This window comes from Sphingopyxis sp. Root1497 (assembly GCF_001427085.1).
In the GTDB taxonomy this organism is placed as follows: Bacteria; Pseudomonadota; Alphaproteobacteria; order Sphingomonadales; family Sphingomonadaceae; genus Sphingopyxis.
Genome location: NZ_LMGF01000004.1, coordinates 245,979 through 266,852 on the forward strand (window position 1 = coordinate 245,979; position 20,874 = coordinate 266,852).

21 protein-coding genes are annotated in these 20,874 nt (G+C 65.4%); 5 read left to right on the top strand and 16 right to left on the bottom strand.

What is annotated here, in order from left to right:
• Nucleotides 1–8: 8 nt before the first annotated feature.
• The 14 genes from ASD67_RS12720 to ASD67_RS12785 form a co-directional block, all read right to left on the bottom strand.
• On the bottom strand, nt 9–1,226 hold the full coding sequence (locus tag ASD67_RS12720; RefSeq protein WP_056347747.1) for a DUF3419 family protein: 1,218 nt from the start codon (nt 1,224–1,226) through the stop codon (nt 9–11).
• A 221-nt stretch (nt 1,227–1,447) separates the two neighbouring features.
• Entirely contained in the window at nt 1,448–2,752 is a 1,305-nt protein-coding gene (gene hemN, locus ASD67_RS12725) for an oxygen-independent coproporphyrinogen III oxidase (RefSeq protein WP_056347749.1), read from the bottom strand.
• Nucleotides 2,753–2,811: 59 nt separating this feature from the next.
• Complete coding sequence (locus ASD67_RS12730; protein WP_156377705.1) at nt 2,812–3,039, bottom strand: hypothetical protein; 228 nt, start codon at nt 3,037–3,039, stop codon at nt 2,812–2,814.
• Nucleotides 3,036–3,191, bottom strand: coding sequence for a cbb3-type cytochrome oxidase assembly protein CcoS (gene ccoS, locus ASD67_RS12735; RefSeq protein WP_056347754.1), 156 nt, complete (start codon nt 3,189–3,191; stop codon nt 3,036–3,038). Before ccoS ends, ASD67_RS12730 begins: the two co-directional genes overlap by 4 nt.
• Entirely contained in the window at nt 3,188–5,308 is a 2,121-nt protein-coding gene (locus ASD67_RS12740) for a heavy metal translocating P-type ATPase (RefSeq protein ID WP_056347756.1), read from the bottom strand. The genes ccoS and ASD67_RS12740 overlap by 4 nt, the downstream gene beginning before the upstream one ends.
• A complete protein-coding gene (locus tag ASD67_RS12745; protein WP_056347758.1) occupies nt 5,305–5,775 on the bottom strand; it encodes a FixH family protein in 471 nt (156 codons plus the stop codon). The genes ASD67_RS12740 and ASD67_RS12745 overlap by 4 nt, the downstream gene beginning before the upstream one ends.
• A complete protein-coding gene (gene ccoG, locus ASD67_RS12750; RefSeq protein WP_056347760.1) occupies nt 5,772–7,229 on the bottom strand; it encodes a cytochrome c oxidase accessory protein CcoG in 1,458 nt (485 codons plus the stop codon). The genes ASD67_RS12745 and ccoG overlap by 4 nt, the downstream gene beginning before the upstream one ends.
• Entirely contained in the window at nt 7,216–8,154 is a 939-nt protein-coding gene (ccoP, locus tag ASD67_RS12755; protein WP_056347762.1) for a cytochrome-c oxidase, cbb3-type subunit III, read from the bottom strand. Before ccoP ends, ccoG begins: the two co-directional genes overlap by 14 nt.
• A complete protein-coding gene (locus ASD67_RS12760) occupies nt 8,141–8,305 on the bottom strand; it encodes a cbb3-type cytochrome c oxidase subunit 3 (RefSeq protein ID WP_056347764.1) in 165 nt (54 codons plus the stop codon). Before ASD67_RS12760 ends, ccoP begins: the two co-directional genes overlap by 14 nt.
• Nucleotides 8,302–9,078: a cytochrome-c oxidase, cbb3-type subunit II gene (gene ccoO, locus ASD67_RS12765; protein ID WP_056347766.1), complete on the bottom strand. Its 777-nt coding sequence runs from the start codon at nt 9,076–9,078 to the stop codon at nt 8,302–8,304. The genes ASD67_RS12760 and ccoO overlap by 4 nt, the downstream gene beginning before the upstream one ends.
• A gap of 13 nt (nt 9,079–9,091) precedes the next feature.
• Nucleotides 9,092–10,750 (bottom strand): cytochrome-c oxidase, cbb3-type subunit I, encoded by a 1,659-nt coding sequence (gene ccoN, locus ASD67_RS12770; protein ID WP_056348489.1) that lies wholly within the window; start codon nt 10,748–10,750, stop codon nt 9,092–9,094.
• A 153-nt stretch (nt 10,751–10,903) separates the two neighbouring features.
• A complete protein-coding gene (locus ASD67_RS12775) occupies nt 10,904–11,593 on the bottom strand; it encodes a Crp/Fnr family transcriptional regulator (protein WP_056347768.1) in 690 nt (229 codons plus the stop codon).
• Between the two features lie 98 nt (nt 11,594–11,691).
• Nucleotides 11,692–12,885 carry an NnrS family protein gene (locus tag ASD67_RS12780; protein ID WP_162248580.1) on the bottom strand — a complete coding sequence of 398 codons (1,194 nt, stop codon included), beginning with the start codon at nt 12,883–12,885 and terminating at the stop codon, nt 11,692–11,694.
• Nucleotides 12,886–13,468: 583 nt separating this feature from the next.
• Nucleotides 13,469–13,906, bottom strand: a complete 438-nt coding sequence (locus tag ASD67_RS12785) for an RrF2 family transcriptional regulator (RefSeq protein WP_056347773.1) — start codon at nt 13,904–13,906, stop codon at nt 13,469–13,471.
• Nucleotides 13,907–14,039: 133 nt separating this feature from the next.
• Between ASD67_RS12785 and hmpA the strand changes: the two genes are divergently transcribed.
• Nucleotides 14,040–15,251, top strand: coding sequence for an NO-inducible flavohemoprotein (gene hmpA, locus ASD67_RS12790; RefSeq protein ID WP_056347775.1), 1,212 nt, complete (start codon nt 14,040–14,042; stop codon nt 15,249–15,251).
• A gap of 128 nt (nt 15,252–15,379) precedes the next feature.
• Here hmpA and ASD67_RS12795 read toward each other — a convergent pair whose 3' ends face one another.
• Nucleotides 15,380–15,832 (bottom strand): hypothetical protein, encoded by a 453-nt coding sequence (locus tag ASD67_RS12795; protein WP_235535672.1) that lies wholly within the window; start codon nt 15,830–15,832, stop codon nt 15,380–15,382.
• Nucleotides 15,833–15,867: 35 nt separating this feature from the next.
• Nucleotides 15,868–16,860: a threonine ammonia-lyase gene (locus tag ASD67_RS12800; protein WP_056347777.1), complete on the bottom strand. Its 993-nt coding sequence runs from the start codon at nt 16,858–16,860 to the stop codon at nt 15,868–15,870.
• 62 nt (nt 16,861–16,922) lie between these two features.
• Here ASD67_RS12800 and ASD67_RS12805 point away from each other — a divergent pair, with 62 nt between their 5' ends.
• From ASD67_RS12805 to ASD67_RS12820, 4 genes are all read left to right on the top strand, one after another.
• Entirely contained in the window at nt 16,923–18,131 is a 1,209-nt protein-coding gene (locus ASD67_RS12805) for a saccharopine dehydrogenase family protein (protein WP_056347779.1), read from the top strand.
• Nucleotides 18,132–18,238: 107 nt separating this feature from the next.
• A complete protein-coding gene (locus tag ASD67_RS12810; RefSeq protein ID WP_056347781.1) occupies nt 18,239–19,336 on the top strand; it encodes an alpha/beta fold hydrolase in 1,098 nt (365 codons plus the stop codon).
• The gene (locus ASD67_RS12815; RefSeq protein ID WP_056347783.1) at nt 19,333–19,683 is read left to right on the top strand and encodes a DMT family protein; all 351 of its coding nucleotides are present in this window, start codon (nt 19,333–19,335) and stop codon (nt 19,681–19,683) included. Before ASD67_RS12810 ends, ASD67_RS12815 begins: the two co-directional genes overlap by 4 nt.
• A 16-nt stretch (nt 19,684–19,699) precedes the next feature.
• The gene (locus ASD67_RS12820) at nt 19,700–20,872 is read left to right on the top strand and encodes a carboxynorspermidine decarboxylase (RefSeq protein ID WP_056347784.1); all 1,173 of its coding nucleotides are present in this window, start codon (nt 19,700–19,702) and stop codon (nt 20,870–20,872) included.
• The last annotated feature ends 2 nt before the right edge of the window (nt 20,873–20,874 follow it).

Here is a 20,874-nt window from a genome sequence, read left to right on the forward strand (position 1 = left end):
CGCCACGATCAGGCTTTCAGGACATAGAGATGGACGCCGCCATAGATCGCCGAGCGGTCGCGCCGCGTATAATCGCGCGATTCCTCGGCGCGATAGTCCCAGCGGTCGAGCAGCGCGTCGGGCAGGCGTCCGGGCAGCAGGCTTGGCTCGGCGGCGGTGCGGAACAGCACCCGCGCGCCCGGTCGCGCGGTGCGCAGGACCTCGCTCCACAACGCAAGCAGTTGCGGGTCGCTCATCCAGTCCTGCGCGTCGAGGAAGATATAGCGATCGAAGCTGGCGTCATCCGCCGCCGCCAGCATGTCGGTCATGTTGGCGTGAAGCATCGTCACCCGTTCGGCGCGCGCCTTGACCGCGGCATAATTGTCCGCCTGCAGATAGGGCGGCAGCGGCGCCTGCGCGTCACGGCCATAACCGCGCCCGAACGCCTGCCAGGCGAAATAATTGTCCTTGAGGTCGAAATCGCAGCTCAGTTTCTCGAGCCGCGCGCGCAGCACATCGGCCATCGGCTTGCCGCCCGCCAGCGCGTCATATTGCGCGGGCGGAATGCCGAGTCCGAACAAGGACGAGCGCTGGTCGGTGACCCAGCGCACGAACTTCCTGTCGAAGAAGGGCGCGAATTTCGTTTCGAAGATGTGGCGCTGCTCGTCGATGTCGCGCGCCTCGAGCAGCGCGCGCGGATCGGCCTTCATCAGCCGCGCCAGCAGATGCGCGACGCCGATAAAATTGCCGAGCAGTCCACGCTTGTAGAGCCCGGTCGCGAAGCCGTTGATGCGGCGGCGGCCCACAAGGTCGCGGCCCTCCCAGTAACGGCGGCTGACGTCGTCGAGATGCGGGCGCACATACGCCTTATACGCCTCGACATTGTCGCGGCTGTCGGCCTCGGCGAAAAAACGGCGGAAGCGCGCATAATCGGGCAGCCGGGCCGCCGCGATGCGCTTGAGATGACCCAGCGCGACATGCGCGGTGTTGAGGTCCACCGCGACGATCTCGGCGGGATCGGCGACGAGGTAGGAGAAGACGTTGCACCCGCCGCTCGCGATCGTCGCGATGCGGTTGCCGGGTTCGATCGCCAGCGCCTCCATGTCGACGACCGGGTCTTCCCAGATCTGGGCGTAGACGAGCCCGCGAAAGGCGAACGCGAAGGCGCGGTCGAGCAGGCGTTGCTTCTGCTCGGCATCCTCGCGAACGACGGCGGCGGCGATCTTGCGATTGGGCTGGCTGGCCATGGCAGGTCTCCCGGAGAAAGGTGGATCCGGCCCCGCCCATGGCAGCGATTCTTGCGATTCCCGCGTCGGTTCGATGACAAATCGGGGACGGCGGAAAAAACTCGCACCGTCATCCCGGCGAATCCATGGCGTCGCGCTGCTGACCGTAAACCCTTCACGTTTGCGGTCAGCAAGCTTTTGGGCGTGAATTGCCAATTGTCGCCGGAAGCCGCGCCCCGCTGCTAGATCGGCCGAATGTCGCCCCGGATGCGATCGAACCGCGCGGCGACGTGCCGCGCGTAGGGCAGGCCGTGGTCGCGAATCACGAGCGCATCGCCATCCCACTCGACAATCCCTCGTCGTTCGAAATCCGTCAGGGCGCTTCGAGCCGGCGCGAGCTCATCGAAACTCAAATGCGCGCGCCCGTTGCACAACAGGTCGCGAATATGCCGCGCCCGCCGCTGCTCTCCCGCCTCGACCCGGACGCCTCTCACCGCGGTGAGTCGCCCCCCGCCGACAAGATCGCGATAGGAGCCGGACCGCTTCTCGTTCTGGACGATCAGATCGGGAAACTTGCTGATCGCGCTGGCGCCGAAACCAAGCAAAATGGGGGCGGCGTCCTCGGTAAAGCCCTGAAAATTGCGATTCACCCGGCCTTCGCGAGCTGCGAGGGCGAGCGAATCGTCGGGCCGGGCGAAATGATCGAAACCGACCGGGACATAGCCAGCCGCGGTCAGCCGTCGATAGCCAAGCTCGGCCTGCTCGAAGCGAAGGCGCTGGTCGGGCAGCCGGCTCGCGTCGATCCGCCGCTGGCGCGCGATCATCTGCGGAAGATGGGCGTAACCGAAAAAGGCGATGCGGCTCGGCGCCAGCGCGAGCGCCTCGTCGATCGTCGATTCGACATCGGCCAGTTCCTGTCCGGGCAGGCCGTACATCAGATCGAAATTGATCGCGTTGATATCGCGCAGGCGCAGCGCGGCGACGACGCGCTCGATGTGCGAAAGCGGCTGGATGCGCCCGATCGCCTGCTGGACGTGCGGCGCGAAGGTCTGGATGCCAAGGCTGACCCGCGTGACATGCGCCGCCGCGAGCACCAGCGCCCATTCGGGTGAAAAGCCGCGCGGATCCAGCTCGATAGAAACGTCGGGCCGATGCGCATCGAAAACAGTGAGCAGCAGGTCGAGCAAGCGCACCAGTTCGACCGGCGCGATCGCATTGGGACTGCCGCCGCCGAAAGCGATGCGGCTCACGCGCCCGCGTCCGCCCAGCCGCTTCGCGACGAGCGCGATCTCCGACCTGAGCGCCGTCAGATAATCGTCGAGCCGCTGCTTGCGACCCGCCGCGCCGGTGTTGCAGCCGCAATACCAACAGATGCTCTCGCAAAAGGGGATATGGACATAGAGCGAGACCGGCGTCGCCGGTTCGACTGCATCAAGGGCGCGCGCATAATCATTCGCACCAACATCTTCGGCGAATTCCATCGCCGTCGGATAGCTGGTGTAGCGCGGAACCGGCTTTGCGAGCAGATCGGGATGATAGGACCACATGCACGCACCCTATGCCCGAACCGGCACCACGACATTGATCGGGATCAACGGCGACGGAATCAGCAGCAGCCCAACGACCCCGCCCGCTTGCCGCGACGTTCGCCGATCACGTGGCAGGCCTTGGCGCAGTCGCGCCGCGGTTTCGGGTCGGCGGGATCGCCCGGTACGATCATCCGGTGCGCCGCGCCGCCGCACGAGGGAATGGTCAGGACGCGCGCTTCGGCTGCACCGGGCGGCTGCATCAGCACCGCCGCGGCCAACGCCAGAACGAAATACCGCGCCATCATGGGACGTCCTTCTCCTCATCCTCGACGAAGATGCGCAGCGCCGCGCCGTCAAGATCGTCGAACTGCCCGCCGCGCAGCGACCAGAAAAAAGCGGCGAGGCCTATGAGCCCGAGGCCGAGTGCGACCGGGATCAGGACGAGCAGCCCGTTCATCGCGCCGAGCGCTTCAACCGCAACGCATTGCCGACGACGATCAGCGACGATCCCGACATGGCGATGGCGGCAACCAACGGTGTTACATAGCCGAGAAAAGCGAGCGGAACCGCGATGACATTATAGCCGATCGCGAGCGCGAAATTCTGTCGCACAATCGCCTGCGTCCGCCGCGCCACCCGGATCGCCTGCATTACCGGCATCAGCCGGTCGCCAAGGAAGATGCAATCGGCGGCATTCTTGCCCGCATCGCTCGCCGAGGCCGGCGCGATCGAGGCATGACCGGCGGCCAGCGCCGGGCCATCGTTCAGCCCGTCGCCGATCATCAACACCTTATGTCCCATTGCGGCCTGCCGCGCGATGGCGGCGAGCTTGTCCTGCGGGCTCATGCTGGTCTGGGCGGTCAGGCCGAGCGCGCGCGCCACCGGCGCGACAGCGGCGGCACGATCGCCCGACAAGATCGTTGGCATGACGTCGGCGCGCCGCAGGGCCGCGATCGTGTCGGGGGCGTCGGGACGAAGCGTGTCGGAGAAGCGGACGATGATCGCCGGCACGCCGTCGATCGCCAGTTCGGTCGCGAGCGCGCTGTCGGCGAGGGTCTGCGCGGGTCGACCCAGCGTCACCCGCCGCGTCCCCCACCGCGCCTCGATCCCGGCGCCGGGGGTTTCGCGGATCGCCTCGACCGCAAGCGGCGTCACGCCCGCCGCCGTCAGGTCGCGGGTCAGCGCCTCGCTCAGCGGATGACGGCTGGCGCGCGCCAGCGCGAGCAGCAGCGCGCGGGCGGTGGCGTCGGCGGCATCGAGATTGGCCGCGACCGGTCGCCCGAGAGTCAGCGTTCCCGTCTTGTCGATCATCGCCCGATCGACCTCGGCCAGCCGTTCAAGCGCCGATCCGTCCTTCACCAGCACCCCGACCCGCATCAGCGCGCCCGCCGCAACGATCTGCGCCGCTGGCACCGCGAGGCCGAGCGCACAGGGACATGTGATGATCAGCACCGCGACCGCGATCAGCAAGCTGTGGTGCCAGCCGGCCCCGGCGATCATCCAGCCGGCGAAAGCGAGCAAAGCCAGGGTGTGGACCGCAGGCGCATAATAGCGCGCCGCGCGATCGGCGATGCGGACATAACGCGACTTGCCCTGCGCCGCCTCGCCCATCAGACGCGCGATGTCGGCGATCGCGGTGTCGGCGCCTGCCGCGGTGACCAGGACACGGACCGGCGCCTCGATATTCAGCGTTCCCGCGTGAACAGGATCGCCGCTCAGCACCTCCCGCGGCGCGCTTTCGCCGGTCAGCAGCGACAGGTCGATCTGGCTGGCACCGCCCACGATCACGCCGTCGGCCGCCAGCCGCTCGCCCGCGGCGACCAGCATGACCATGCCGGGTTCGATCGCGGTGGCGTCGACCCAGCGGCTTGCTTCGTCCGGGTCGACGACCATCGCGCCGGTGCCCATGTTGCGGAGCAGCGCCGTCACCCCGCCCCGCGCGCGGTCGCGCATCACGCTGTCGAGCCAGCGGCCGCAGAGCAAGAAGAACAGCAGCATCACGACGCCGTCGAAATAGGCGTGCGGGCCGTGCGTCGCAGTTTCGTACAGGCTGAGCGCGGTCGCGATCAGCACCCCGATGCTGATCGGCACGTCCATATTGGTCCGGCCGTGGCGAACCGCGCGCCACGCCGAACGGAAGAAAGACCGCCCGGCATAAGCGACCGTCGGCAGCGCGATCGCCGCCGACAGCCAGTGGAACAGGTCACGAGTCGCGCCGCTTGCGCCTGACCAGACCGACACCGACAGCAGCATGATGTTCATCATCGCGAAGCCCGACACCGCGACCGCGCGCAGCAGCGCGCGGCTGTCGGAGGCGCCGCGATCGGCCTCCGGCGGACCGTCGCCGATCGGATGCGCCTCGAACCCGAGCCGCGAGAAGGCGCCGATCAACTCGGGCGTTTCGGCGTCGGGGGTGCAGGACAGATGCACGCGCTTTTCGGTGAAATTGACCCGCGCGGCGGCGATCCGCCGGTCGCGCACCAACCCCTGCTCCAGCTTGGCGATGCAGCCCGCGCAGCGGATGTCGGGCACCGCGAAATCGCGTTCGATCAACGAGTTCGCGACCGCGGTCATTGGAGATCGATCCGATAGCGCGCCTCGTCGGCACCGTGATGCACCGACAGGTCGATCTGCCAGCGCCCGGCTGGCAAGGCCTCGGCCGAACGCAAAGCGCCGCCTGCAGCTGGTACGAAGCGCATCGCGCGCGCAGGCGCTTGACCGAGCGGATGACGGAGCGTCGCAACGATGCGCAGCCCGTCCAGCGGCGCGCCGTCCTTGCGGACGATCAGCCGGACATGCCGGTCAGAGTCGACAGTGACGCTCTTGTCCCAGCCGAGCCGCTCTTGCGCCGCGGCCCGCGCGAGCCATTCATTGTAATGTTGGCTCGCAACATAGCTGTTGTCGACCACGGTGCCGCCAAAGGTCGACAGCGCAAAGCTCGCCATCACGATATTGACGCTGATGACGACGCCGAAGAAGGCGATCAGGATGATCGCCGCATGGCGCCCGGTGAAGGGCTTTCGTTCGCGCTTGTCGGTCATGGTTCGGTCCCCGGCCGGTCGAACTGGATGGTCTCGCTGTCGCCGCGCGGATCGTCGTCGAGCGCGCGCACCGCGATCATGAATTCCTGCCGCGCCGGGCCCGCGCCAGGAGCGACGATAAACAGCCGCGCGCTCGTCACCCGGTCAGGCGCGAGCGACATGCGCAGGCTCTGCTGCGCCGTCTCGCGCGCGCCGCCTTCGATCCACAACCGCGCGCCGGGCAGGCCGCTCAGCGTGACCTCGATCGTGCGCGGGCGGAGTTCCATGTTGCGCAGCTTCAGCGTGTAATTGTTGCGGATCGCGCCGTCGGAAAGCTGGACATAGAGCGGGCTGCGCTCGTGCTGGACGGCAAGATCGAGACGGGTGCGCTGGCCGAGGGTGAAGAGCATCGCGAGGCCAATCGCGCCCCACAGGCCGAAATACAGTAGCGTGCGCGGGCGGAAGAGCGTCTTGCGGATCGGCGGCGCGACCCCGCCCGCCTTTTCGGTCGCGGCGTCGTCGAGCGTGCAATAGTCGATCAGGCCGCGCGGTCGGCCGACCTGCGCCATCACGCTGTCGCAGGCGTCGATGCACAGCGCGCAGGTGATGCAGCCGATCTGCGGCCCCTCGCGAATGTCGATGCCGGTCGGGCAGACCGCGACGCACTGGTTGCAATCGACACAGTCGCCAAAGGCGCCGGGGTCCTTCTCGGCCTTCTTGACGCTGGCGCGCGGCTCGCCGCGCCAGTCCTTATAGGTCACCAGCAGCGATTTTTCGTCCATCATCGCGGTCTGGATGCGCGGCCAGGGGCACATATAAATGCACACCTGTTCGCGCAGGAAGCCGCCGAGGACAAAGGTCGTCGCGGTCAGCACCGCCACCGTGACATAGGCGACCGGCGCGGCTTGCCCGGTCCAGAAATCATGCGTCAGCGTCGGCGCGTCGGCGAAATACATGATCCACGCACCGCCGGTCCAGAATGCGACGGTCAGGTAGACCGCATATTTCAGCGTCCGCTTGACGATCTTCTCGGCCGTCCATGGAGCGTTTGCGAGGCGGATCTGCGCGTTGCGGTCGCCGTCGATCAGCCGGTCGACATGCTGGAACAGGTCGGTCCACACCGTCTGTGGACAGGCATAGCCGCACCACGCGCGCCCGACCGCGCTGGTGACGAGGAACAGCCCGATCCCCGCCATGATGAGCAGGCCCGCGACATAATAGAATTCATGCGGCCAGATCTCGATCTGGAACATGTAGAAGCGCCGGTTCGCCAGATCGACGAGCACAGCCTGGTCGGGCGCATGGGGGCCGCGATCCCAGCGGATCCACGGCGTTCCGTAATAGATCGCCAGCGTGACCGCCATGATCGCCCATTTGAAACGCCGGAAAGGGCCGTCCACCTTCTTGGGGTAGACGCCCTTGCGCGCCGCATAGAGCGATCCATGCTCGCCGGTCAGGTCGTCAGGGCTGGCCATCGGCTCCCGGTCCTTCCGCCGCGGCGGCGGCCAAGGCCGGCGCCGGCGCCTTTTCGCCGCCGCCGAGCGAATAGACATAAGCGGCGAGCATCTTGATCGTCCCCGGGTCGAGCCGGCTGTTCCAGCGCGGCATCACGCCGTTGCGCGGCTGAGTCACCGTCGCAGTGATGCTGGCGCGGTCGCCGCCATAGAGCCAAATCGCATCGTTCAGCTTCGGCGCGCCGACCTCGCGCCCGCCGTTGCCGGTCGAGCCATGGCATACCGCGCAATTCGCCTCGAACAGCACCGCGCCGCGCGCTGACGATGCGCTCCGCTTTTCCTGATGGCTGATCGTGCGGACAAAGCTCACCACGTCGGCGATCTGCGTTGGCTCGAGGATGCCGTCGCGTCCGAAGGCGGGCATCTGGCTGGTCCGCGTCGCCTTGTGATCGGGATTCCTGATGCCATGGGTGATCGTATATTCGATCGTCGCAAGATCGCCGCCCCACAGCCAGTCGTCGTCGGTCAGGCTGGGATAGAGCTTCTTCACCCCCGCGCCGCCCGCGCCGTGGCATTGGACGCAATGGACACGAAAGGCGGCCGCCCCGCCCTGCACCGCCGCCTGCATCAGTTCGGGTTTTGCGGGCAGGTCGGCGATCGAGGTCGCGGCGATCGCGTTCATCACCGGGGCGCGGCGCGCCGCGTCGGCCTGCATCTCCTGTTCGAGCTGGCCGCGACTGCTCCAGCCGAGCACACCCTCGGTCGCGCCATGGATCATCGGCCAGGCGGGATAGAGGATGACATAGACGATGCCCCAGACGATCGTCGCATAGAGCGACCACAGCCACCAGCGCGGCATCGGCGTGTCGAGTTCCTCGATGCCGTCCCATTCGTGACCCGACGTGTGCGTGCCGGTCACTTCGTCGATACGCTTATGATCGGCCATGCTCGTCGTCCTTGAAGATCATATTTGCCGCTTCGTCATGGTGACGGCGGGCGCCCTTGCGAAACGGCCAGGCGATGAAGAGGAGGAACATCGCCACCATGACGATCAGCCCCCAGCTGTCGGCGAAATGCCGCACCTCGTCATAACTCATCGCGCCGCTCCCGAAGCCGCGGCAGGCGCGTGCGCCTGTTCCTGCGGCGCCGCCTTTTCGACATCGACCAACGTGCCGAGCATCTGGAGATAGGCGATCAGCGCATCCATTTCGGTCACCTGGGCGGGGTCGCCGTCGAAATCGCGCACCTGCGCCTTCGGATAGCGTTTGACGAGGTCACCGGCCCCCGCGTCGGGATCGGCCTGCGCGCGGATGTCGTCGTTCGCCTTGGCAATGTCCTGCTTCGTATACGGAACGCCGACGCGGGTGAGCGCGGTCAGGTCGCGCTTCATGTCGCCCGGGGCAAGATCGCGCTCGGCGAGGAAGGCATAACCGGGCATGATCGATTCGGGGACGACGCTGCGCGGGTCGATCAGATGCGCCTTGTGCCATTCGTCCGAATAACGACCGCCGACGCGGGCAAGGTCCGGCCCGGTCCGCTTCGACCCCCACTGGAACGGATGGTCGTACATGCTCTCGGCCGCCAGACTGTAATGGCCATAGCGTTCGACCTCGTCGCGGAACGGGCGGATCATCTGGCTGTGACAGGTGTAACAGCCTTCACGCATATAGATGTTGCGCCCGGCAAGCTCGAGCGGGGTGTAAGGACGCATCCCGTCGACCTTCTCGATCGTGTTGTCGATCCAGAACAGGGGCGCGATCTCGACGATGCCGCCGATCGCAACGGCGATCAGCGAAAAGAAGCCGAGCAGGCTGACGTTGCGTTCGAGCTTCTTGTGACTGAAGCGTTTTTCGGCGGGTTGGATCGCCATTTGCCTTGGCTCCTTATTCGGCGGGAACGGGCGCCAGCGGACGGTCCGCGGCGGCGTTGTACGGCGTTTCGGTCATCGGTTTTTCCTCGCGGACCCTGCCCGCAAGCGTCGCCCAGACGTTGAAGACCATCAGCAGGAAGCCGGCGAGATACATCGCTCCGCCCGCGGCCCGGATCAGATACATCGGGTGCATCGCCGCAACGGTCTCGGCAAAGCTGTAGACGAGGTAGCCGTCGGCCCCATATTCGCGCCACATCAGCCCCTGCATGATCCCCGCCACCCACATCGAGGCGGCGTAAAAGACGATCCCCAGCGTCGCGAGCCAGAAGTGCCAGTTGACCATGCGCAGCGAATAGAGGCGCGGGCGTCCCCACAGGCGCGGCACCAGATAATAGACCGCGGCAAAGGTGATCATGCCGTTCCAGCCGAGCGCCCCGGCGTGAACGTGCGCGATCGTCCATTCGGTATAGTGGCTCAAACTGTTGAACGCCTTCACCGACAGCATCGGCCCCTCGAACGTCGCCATGCCATAGAAGGCAAGCGCGACGACCATCATGCGGATGATCGGGTCGGTACGGATCTTGTCCCACGCGCCATTCAGCGTCATCAGCCCGTTGATCATGCCGCCCCAACTCGGCATCCACAGGACGACCGAAAACACCATGCCCAACGTCTGCGCCCAGTCGGGCAGCGCCGTGTAATGGAGGTGGTGCGGCCCGGCCCAGATATAGAGGAAGATCAGCGACCAGAAATGCAGAATCGACAAGCGATAGCTGTAGATCGGCCGTTCCGCCTGCTTGGGAACGAAATAGTACATCATCGCGAGGAAAGGCACGGTCAGGAAAAAGGCGACCGCATTATGCCCGTACCACCACTGCGTCAGCGCATCCTGCACCCCCGCAAAAGCCGAATAGCTTTTTGACCCGAAAATCGTCACCGGAATCGAAAGATTGTTGACGATGTGCAACATCGCGATGGTGACGATGAAGCTCAAATAGAACCAGTTGGCGACATAGATATGCGGCTCGCGGCGTTTGACGATCGTGCCGACGAAGACGATGAAATAGACGATCCAGACGATCGTCAGCCACAGGTCGACATACCATTCGGGCTCGGCATATTCGCGCGCCTCGGTGACGCCCATGACATAGCCGGTGGCGGCAAGAACCAGAAAGAGCTGGTAACCCCAGAAGACGAAGCGCGCGGCGCCGGGAAAGGCGAGCCGCGCGCGACAGGTGCGCTGCACCACATAAAAGCTCGTCGCGATCAGGGCATTGCCGCCAAAGGCGAAGACGACCGCCGACGTGTGGAGCGGGCGCAGCCGCCCGAAGCTGGTATATTCGATCCCAAGATTGAGCGCGGGAAAGGCGAGCTGCAACGCGATATAGAGGCCGACCGCCAGCCCCGCGACGCCCCAGAAGATGGTAGCGATGACGCCCCAGCGCACCGGATCGTCGTCATAGACGCCTTCGTCCGCGGGCATCTTCAGCAGCCCGCGCGCCATCCCCGCATAATCGGCGCGTGAGACGCGGAACCACAGCGCGATCATGCAGGTGATCGCGATGATGATCATATGAACCGCAAAGGGCGCGTCGACAGCCAGCGTCGCGAAGACCAGCGCCAGCAGCGCGAGCGCCAGCCAGCCGCCAGCCTTGAAAACCAGATCGTCCATCATCGCGAATCCCTGTTCGGCGCGGCTCCATCGCGCGCGTTCACGATCGTCCATGGCGGTGCGAGCGCCACCGAACATTGACCTGGATCAACGAAAAATGTTGCGGCGCATCAACGGGGCGATTTGCCCCAGAAAAAGACCATGCGCGGGCGGTCAGCCCGCGAGGGTCTCCATCGCCGCACGGTCGATAATGACGATCTCGCGGCGCGACGGCAGGTCGAGCAGGCCCGCGGCGCGCATCCGGGTGAGCTGACGGCTCGTCGTCTCGATCGTCAGCCCCAATATGTCGGCGATCTGCTGGCGGCCGAACGGAAGCTCAAAACTGCTCCGCGCGCCACCGCCGCACCCTTGCCCCGACAAGCGCTCGGACATTTCGAGCAGGAAGGACGCGACCTTCTCTTCGGCTGATTTGCGGCCGAGCAGCATCATCCAATGCCGCGCGCGGTCCAGTTCGTCGAGCGTGCGGCGCAGCAGCTTGTGTTGCAAATCGGGGTGCGCACAGGCGAAATCGTCGAAACTCTTGCGATTGAAGATGCAAACCTCGGCATCGGTCATCGCGGTGGCGCTGTACGGGCTTTCCTTGCCGAACGGGCGGCCGATGAAATCCGACGGAAAAACGACGCCGACGATCTGTTCACGGCCGTCAGCGGACGCGACGACCAGTTTCAGCACGCCGTCGAGGACATTGGCCACGACGGGTGCATCATCGCCCTCCCACAACAAGGTATGGCCCGCCTTCACGCGCTGGCGCCGACCCAGCTTGCTGAGCAGCACCAGTTCGTCGGCGTCGAGGCTTGCGCAAATTGCCCGGTTGCGGACGACGCAGGTGGTACAGTCGATCACCCCTCCCCCGTAGTCGACTACGGCGGTCGTGGGAAGGGACGATGGGTTTGCCGCCATCGCCATGCGCGCCCGGCGCGCACCCGTGACGGGTGCGTCGATCATGCCAGATGGCCGGAAACCGGCCGCACCGCCATCGGGACATAGGCGATCAGGAACAACAGGAACGCCGTCGCCCACAGCGCGCCCGCGAGCGCGATGACCCGCAAATATTCGAACGGCAGCAACGGCGCGATCACGCGCAGGAACGTGCCCGAATGAACCAAACTATAGATGAGGACGGTCGCGCGGTCGGCCACGAGCGGGCGACCGGTGTGCCCCCGCGTCGCGCGCGTCATCACCGCCAGCGTCATCGTCCCCATCGCCCCAGCGCCGAGCGCGTGGACGGCGCTCGACACGGGCAGGAGCGGATATAGCATCGCGCTCCCCAGCAAGATCAGTCCGACCGGCAGCCAAGCATAGGAAAGATGAAGGACAAAGACGATCGGGTCGCGCAACGCCTTCAACCCGGCCCAGCGCGTGAGGCGGACTGCCTGAAGCCCCCCCGCGACGATCAGCAATCCCGCCGCGACGGGGCTTGCCGGGCCGGCGACCCACGCCGCGAGCGCGAGCGCAGTCGTTCCCATCGCGATCATGTCGAAACGGTTCGGCATGGTCGGCAGGCCTTCATTGGCGCCCTGCCGTACCAGCCAGTTGCGCGTGAAGGCGGGGATGATGCGCCCGCCGATGAGCGCGATCAACAGCAGGACCAGCGCAAAGCCAATGTGCATCCCGAGCATCGGATCGGCGAGCGCGCCCATCATCGCGGCGTGATCGAGCGCCGAGGCGGCGGCGAACAGAAAGAGGATGATCAGGATCGGCTTGTTGCGATTGCCCGAGGCGAAAATCTCGCGCGCCGCATAGGCGAGGAGGATGAGGAGATAGAGGCTGTCGAGCGCTGCGCCGATCAGCGGCGGCACCGTCGCCGAAAAGAGGATTGCCAGCCGCGCCGCCAGCCACAGGCCGACCACTGCGGCGATGCGCCACCCGGTCACCGTCGGGCGCCCCGTCCAGTTGGGTATGGCGGCGCTGACAAAGCCGCCGATGATCGCGCCCAGATAGCCGAACAGCATCTCGTGCTGATGCCAGGCGAGCGGCGCCATCGCGGTCGGGAGCGTCCAGCGGCCGCCGAACGCGCCAACCCACAGAATCACGACGAGCGCCGCCCACAACGCGCCGCAGGCGAAGAGCAGGCGATAGCCGCCCTGAAGCCAGAGCGGCGCCCCGGCCCCCGAGCCGCCGGCCGCCTCCGTCACGTTCGCGCCTATGGTCATTCCGGCGCGATCGACTGACCGGCGCGCGCCACCATTTGGGTCGTTTCGAAAGCCGAGGGGCAGGCAAGCGCCGCGGTGGCCATGGCCGGATCGCCACCCGCGCCGGGCCGGCAATGGTGCGGCGCCATGCTCAGTCGTCTCGACGGAGAGAGCGAAGGAGAATACGAAACCATTGGCCGACGGCTTTCGCGACGCCGACGCCGTCGCGGCCACAGTGGCGCGCGCGCCGCACGTCGAGCGGCCCCGATCCGATCACTTCGCCGCATTCCGGGCAGAACATTTTCTATCCTCCATGGGTTTGCCTCGCCTCCCCGCTCTCCGAGATAGCAGAGTAGCCGCCAATGAATTTGCGCTGGATCAAACTTCTCCGCATCCGGTTCGGTGACGCCCAGGGTCAGGACCCATTGATTTACGTTGATGGCGGTGATTCAGGCTCGCTGCGAGGAGCCTGAATAGAACCTATTTCTCCGCCATCGCTCTCGCCGCAACCGTCATCTTCTGGCGCTGTCTAATGTGCCCCGACCCTTGGCCAGCCATCGGCCTGACCCCACAGGATTGGGCCGGCTCAATCCGGGATTGCGCTCTTTGTCTCCAGAATCGTCCATAGGCCAGCCCGGTTGGCTCGGAGATCGGCGAGTGTGTAGCGGTCGAGGACTTGCATGAACGCCGCCAGCGCTTCGTGCAGCACCCCCGTCAGCCCGCACGCCGGAGCAATGATACAGTTCGCGCAATCGACCAGGTCAAAGCCATCCTCGGTATGGCGTACGACGTCCCCGATGTTGATCGCCTCGGGTGCGCGGGCGAGACGGATGCCCCCGAAACGCCCACGCACGCTTTCCAGATAACCGGCGTTCACCAGATCGTTGACGACCTTCATCAGATGATTTTGCGAAATGCCATAGCTTCGCGCGATATCGCCGATCGAAGACAGCCGGTCGTCGGGCTGACTACCCAGATAGAGCAGCACCCGGATCGCATAGTCGGAGTAGCGCGTCAGGCGCATCGCACATTCCTTTCACCGGCTCGTCGCCAATAATATGCATTTCTATTGCATGTTTCAATCGATCGCCATACATGCGCGATTAATACATGTTTAATCGAGTCGGGCCGCTTTTCCCATATCCACAGGAGATCCCATGTCACAGCCGCTCAGCGATCGCACCATCGCGCTTGTCAAAGCCACCGTCCCGGCGCTCGAAGCGCATGGTCTCGACATCGTCCACGAAATGTACGCGCGCATGTTCGAAAACCCCGAGATCCGCGACCTGTTCAACCAGTCGCATCATGGGGATACGGGATCGCAGCCGCGCGCCCTGACCGGGGCCATCCTCGCCTATGCCAGCAACATCGACAATCTGGCGGCGCTCGCGCCCGCCGTCGAGCGCATCGCCCAGAAGCATGTCGGGCTTCAGATCCTGCCCGAACATTATCCGCATGTCGGCGACGCGCTGCTCGGCGCGATCAAGGCCGTGCTCGGCGACGCGGCAACCGACGAAATCCTGGTCGCCTGGGGGGAAGCCTATTGGTTCCTCGCCAACATCCTGATCGCGCGCGAAGCCCGGGTCTATGGCGAGCAGAAGGCGACGACCGGAGGCTGGAACGGCTGGCGCGATTTCCGTGTCGAGACGGTGACGCGAGAGAGCAGCGTGATCAAATCCTTCACTTTGCGCCCCGCCGATGGCGGCGCGGCCATGGCCTTCAGGCCGGGTCAGTATCTGACCTTCTGGTTCGAGATTCCCGGACATCCGCCGGTCAAGCGCAACTATTCGATCTCGGCCGCGCCCAATGGCGAAACCTATCGCATCTCGGTGAAGCGCGAGCCGCAGGGCCTTGCATCGGGCTGGCTTCACGACAGCGTCGATGTCGGCACGATCCTGAAAGTCGCGGCGCCCGCCGGCGAGTTTTTCCTGAGCCAGTCGCCGCAGCGCCCCGTCGTCCTGCTGTCGGGCGGCGTCGGCCTGACGCCAATGGTGTCCATGCTGGAGGCTCTCGTCGAGGGCGGCGGCGATGTCCCCGTCCAGTATATTCACGGCACGCACGATCGCGACACCCATGCGATGCGCGATCATGTCCGCGCGCTGGCGGCGAAGGGGCGTACGGTTCGCGTCATCGACTTCCACCAGACGCCGCTGGCCGACGAGGTGGCGGGCCGCGACTATGACCATGCAGGCCTGATCACCGAAGAATGGCTGGTCGCAAACACCCCGGTGGGCGAGGCGGACTTTTATATCTGCGGTCCGCGCCCCTTCCTGCGTGCCGCAGTGGCGGCGCTGTCGCTCGCCGGTGTGCCGTCCGACCATATTCACTACGAATTTTTCGGTCCGGCCGACGAGCTGCTCGCCGCCTGAAGAGGAGCTGCCGAAAGATCGGAGGGCCGGCAGAGTCGCCATTCCTTCGAATGGCACGCGGACTCAAATCGCTATTCCCGTGGAGCAGTAGCGTGGGGGCGCCCGCGAAGGCCGGGATGACGGCTAGGTCAATCCCGGCAATAGCCTTCGCCGTCCTTGACGATCAGGCATTCCTTCTTGCCCGCCAGCCATTTCAGTCCGGTTTCGTCACCATTGCCGCGGCGCAGGCTCAATTCCTCGTTGCCGCGCTTGAACTTGATGCCATGCTCGCTGTCGTTGCCGTCATAGGTCCCCTTGGTGTCGAGGTCCGACTGCATCTCCAGCTTGTATTTGCCGGGTTCGCCGGGCGTGATCGTCACGAACATGCCCTCGACCCCCGTCCATTTTCCGGCCCAGCTCGCGAAGCGGTGCGGCGCGGTCGCGGGGTCGGCTTCGGGATCGGTCGCGTCTTCGGCGGGAACGCTTTCGTCCGGTACCACCGTGGTTTCGGTCGGCGCGGGCGCGGGGGCCTCGGCCTTTTCGCAGCCGGCAAGCAACACCATCGCGGTGGCTCCGAACAGGATCATGCTCTTCTGCATCATATATCTCCTTTGCCCTTACAACGCACCGGGGCCGATTAATATCCGGCCAAAATTTCCGCATATTTCTGCGGGTCGACATTGCCCCCCGACAGGGTGACCAGCGTCGCCTTGCCCGGGGTCACCTTGCCCGCGAGTACCGCCGCGAGCGCCGCCGCGCCGCCGGGCTCGACGACGAGGTGCAATTTCTCGAACGCCACGCGCATCGCATGACGCACTTCCTCGCGCGTCACCACGACGCCGCGGACCCCGCGCGCCTGCAACACCGTGAAATTGATCGGCCAGGTCTCGGGCGTCTGCAGCGCGTCGCATTCGGTGGGATAGGCTAGGTCCTCGACTGACACTATCTCGCCCGCCGCCAGGCTGCGCGTCACATCGTCCCAACCCTCGGGCTCGACCGCGACGATCTCGGCATCCGGACAGGCGAGCGCCAGCCCCGCCGACAGGCCACCGCCACCGCAACAGGCGATCACTTTGTCGGGGCCATCGATCCCGCGCTCTGCCATCTGCGCGCGCGCCTCGATCCCCGCGGTCCCCTGCCCTTCGATGATCCAAGGATCGCCATAGGCATGCACCAGCGTCCCGCCGCGTTCCTCAAGTAGCTTCGTCGCCACCGCGTCGCGCGATTCCGTGACGCGGTCATAGAGCACCACCTCTGCCCCCAGCGCGCGCGTTGCCGCCAGTTTCATCGCCGGCGCGTTGCTCGGCATCACGATCGTCGCCTTGATCCCCAGCCGTTTCGCCGCCCAGGCGACGCCCTGCGCATGATTGCCGCTCGACACGCCGACGACGCCCGCGCCGGCCTGCTCAGGGGTCAGGTCGGACAGCCGGTGCCAGGCGCCGCGAATCTTGAAGGCGCCGACGGGTTGCAGGCATTCGGCCTTGCACCAGATCGTGACGCCGTCGATGTCGAGCGGCAGCAACGGCGTTCGCGGCAGCAATGCAGCGACTTTCGCCGCGGCGCGTTCGACCCCAGCGAGGCTTGGCGCGCGCGCCGGATCGAGCAGGGGTTCGGGGCTTTGCTGTGTCATCGCTTCGTCCTATAGGGCCGGTCATACAAGACAAGCCGCATAGACAGGCGCAGGAGATTTTCATGAGCAAGGTTTTGGTGATCGGCGCAGGCGGCGTCGGTTCGGTCGCGGTGCACAAGATGGCGATGAACCCCGACATCTTTCCGCACATCACGCTGGCGAGCCGCCGCAAGTTCAAATGCGACGCGATCGCCGAATCGGTGAAGGCACGCACCGGCGTCATGATCGACACCGCCGAGGTCGACGCCGACCATATCGACGCCACCGCGGCGCTGATCCGCTCGATAGGCGCAACGCATGTCGTCAATCTCGCGCTTCCCTACCAGGACCTCACCATCATGGAGGCGTGCCTGTCGACCGGCGCCCATTATATGGACACCGCCAACTACGAACCGCGCGACGAGGCCAAGTTCGAATATCACTGGCAATGGGCGTATCAGGACCGCTTCAAGGACGCGGGGCTGATGGCGCTGCTCGGCTCGGGCTTCGACCCCGGGGTGACGAGCGTCTTCACGACCTGGCTCAAGAAGCATCATTTCGACCGCATCGACACGCTCGACATCCTCGACTGCAATGGCGGCGACCATGGCCAGCATTTCGCGACCAATTTCAATCCCGAGATCAACATCCGCGAAGTCACCGCGGTCGCGCGCCACTGGGAGAATGGCGACTGGGTCGAAACCCCGCCGATGTCGGTGAAGCAGACGTTCGACTTCGAGGCGGTGGGCGAGAAGACGATGTACCTCATGTATCATGAGGAGATCGAAAGCCTGAAAACGCACCTGCCCGAAATCCAGCGCATCCGTTTCTGGATGACCTTCGGCGAAGCCTATATCACCCACCTGACCGTCCTGCAGAATGTTGGCATGACGCGGATCGATCCGGTGATCTACGAAGGTCGCGAGATCGTCCCGCTGCAGTTCCTCAAAGCCGTGCTGCCCGAACCGTCGAGCCTCGGCGAGACCACCAAGGGCAAGACCAACATCGGCGTCATCGCGACCGGCATCGGCAAGGATGGCCAGGCCAAGACGCTCTATCTCTACAACATCTGCGACCATGAGGACGCCTATGCCGAGACCGGCAACCAGGCGGTGAGCTACACCACCGGCGTGCCCGCGATGATCGGCGCCGCGATGATGGTGACGGGCGCCTGGGAAGGCACCGGCGTGTTCAATATCGAGCAGTTCGATCCCGATCCCTTCATGGACATGCTGAACAATCATGGCCTGCCCTGGCAGGTGAAGGAATTGGACGGACCACTGGATTTCTGATCGCCGCGATCCCAACCCACTTTTGTCATTCCCGCGAAAGCGGGAACCCAGTAGCGACGGCAGAACTGGGTCCCCGCTTTCGCGGGGATGACGAAGGGCTGTTTTCGATGAAAATTCTTACTGCAGCGTTTGCCCTGCTCGCCGCCCTCGCGACCCCCGCCGCCGCGCAACCCGACGACGCTTACGCCCCCGCCCGCGCGATCGTCGCCGATATCGGCAAGATCGTCACCCCGAACGGCGTGCAGGATACCTTCGAGGTCACCCTCGGCGGCGCGCGGCAGGTCGTCAATGTGCGCGGCGCCGACCGCGACAACCCGATCCTGATCTTCGTTCACGGCGGCCCCGGCGCGGTCGAAATGCCTTTTGCCTGGGCGTTCCAGCGTCCGTGGGAGGATGTCTTCACCGTCGTCCAGTACGACCAGCGCGGCGCCGGGCGCTCCTATCCGCTCAACGACCCCGCGACGCTCGCGCCGACGATGACGGTCGAGCGCTACCGCGACGACGCCATCGAACTGATCGAGCTGCTCCAGAAGCGTTATGCCAAGCGTAAGGTCGTCCTGCTCGGCCACAGCTGGGGCTCGATCGTTGGCCTGTCGGTCGCGGTCAAGCGCCCCGACCTGCTCTATGCCTATGTCGGGGTCGGTCAGGGCATCGATTTCCGCGAGGGCGAAAAGGTCGGCATGGCATGGACCCGCGCCAAGGCGGTCGCGGCCGGAAACGCCGAGGCTGTGGCCGCGATCGACGCGCTCGCGCCCTATCCGGCGGGCGACTTCACCATCGCCAAAGCCGACGGCTGGCGCAAATATGCGATTCCCTATGGCTCGCTGATCTATAACAAGCCCGACTTGACCTGGTATTTCCAGACCCCGCGCCTCTCGCCCGAATATAGCGAGGCCGATCGCCAAGCCTGGGGCAAGGGTAGCGAATTTTCGGTGACGACACTCTGGCCGCGCCTCGCCGACGTCAGCTTCCGGCCGGTGAGGAAGATGGATGTGCCGATCGTCTTCCTGCTCGGCCGCCACGACTATACCGTCCCCTCGCCGGTCGCCGCCGACTGGTTCGCCAAGGTCAAGGCGCCCTCGAAGACGCTCGTCTGGCTCGAACATTCGGCGCATATGCCGATGGTCGAGGAACCGGGGCATTTCTTCGCCGCGCTGCTCCGCGACGTGCTGCCCCTCACCAAAGTGCCGAAAGACAAGAAATGACCGCTTATCTTGCGCCGATCGGTCTGCTCGTTATCTCGAACATCTTCATGACGATCGCCTGGTACGGGCATCTCGGCGACGTCTCGCGCCCGCTATGGCTCGCGATCCTGCTCGCGTGGGGCATCGCCTTTTTCGAATATTGCCTCGCCGTCCCCGCCAACCGCATCGGCCACGGCGTCTATTCGACCGCCGAGTTGAAGACGATGCAGGAGGTGATTACCTTGATCGTCTTCGCGGGCTTCGCCGTGTTCTGGCTCGGCGAGAAGCTGACGATCAACCATCTCGTCGGCTTCCTGCTCATCGCCGGCGGCGCCTTCTTCATCTTTAAGGGGCCGATCGCGGCCTGACAGGAACATTCGACCCATGGAAACCAGAGCCGGCGATCCCGGAGCCTTTGCGCAGTTCGACCTTACCCGCGTTCCCTCGCCCGCCTTCGTCGTCGATGCGGCCAAGGTCCGCGCAAACCTCGCAGTGCTGCGTCGGATCGGCGACGCGTCGGGCGCCCGCGTGCTCGCGGCGCTCAAGGCGTTTTCGATGTGGTCGCTCGGATCGACCGTCGCGGGCGCGCTCGACGGCGTCTGCGCCTCGGGGCTCTACGAGGCGCGGCTGGGGCGCGAGGAATATGGCGGTGAAGTCGCGACCTATTGCGCCGCCTACAAGGCCGAGGACCTGCCCGAAATCGCCCGCCTGTCGGACCATCTGATCTTCAACTCACCCGGCCAGATCGCGCGCTTCCGCCCGCTGCTCGACGATCTGCGCGCCAAGGGCGAGCGCTTCGACATCGGCCTGCGCATCAACCCGCTGCACAGCGAGGGCGAGGTTGCGAAATACGACCCCGCCGCGCCGTGCAGCCGGCTCGGCTTCCCGATCGACCAGCTCCGCCCCGAGCATATGGACGGCATCGACGGCATCCATATGCACGTGTTGTGCGAACAGGATTTCCCCCCGCTCGCGCGCACCTGGGCGGCGGTCGAGCCTGTGCTCGCGCCTTTTTTCGGCCAGCTCAAATGGATCAACTTCGGCGGCGGTCATCATGTCACCCGTGCTGACTATCAGGTCGACGACCTGATCGCCTTCCTGAAGGGCGTGCGCGAAGCAACCGGCTGCGACGTGATGATCGAGCCCGGCGAGGCCGTCGCGCTCGACGCCGGGATCCTGATCGGCGAAATGCTCGACCTGTTCGACAATGGCATGAACATCGGCATCACCGACATCAGCGCGACCTGCCACATGCCCGACGTGATCGAGGCGCCCTACCGCCCGGCGATGCTCGGCGAGGAAACAGACGGCGCGCCGACCCGCCTCGGCGGTCCTTCCTGCCTCGCCGGCGACGTGATCGGCGACTATCGTCTACCCGGCGGCGCGGCGATCGGCCAGCGTTTCGCCTTTCTCGACCAGGCACATTATTCGATGGTAAAGACCAACACATTCAACGGCGTACCATTGCCGTCGATCTGGTTGTGGGACAGCGAGAGCGACGAACTCCAACTGGTCCGCGAGTTCGGTTATGAGGATTTCAAGACGCGCCTGAGCTGACG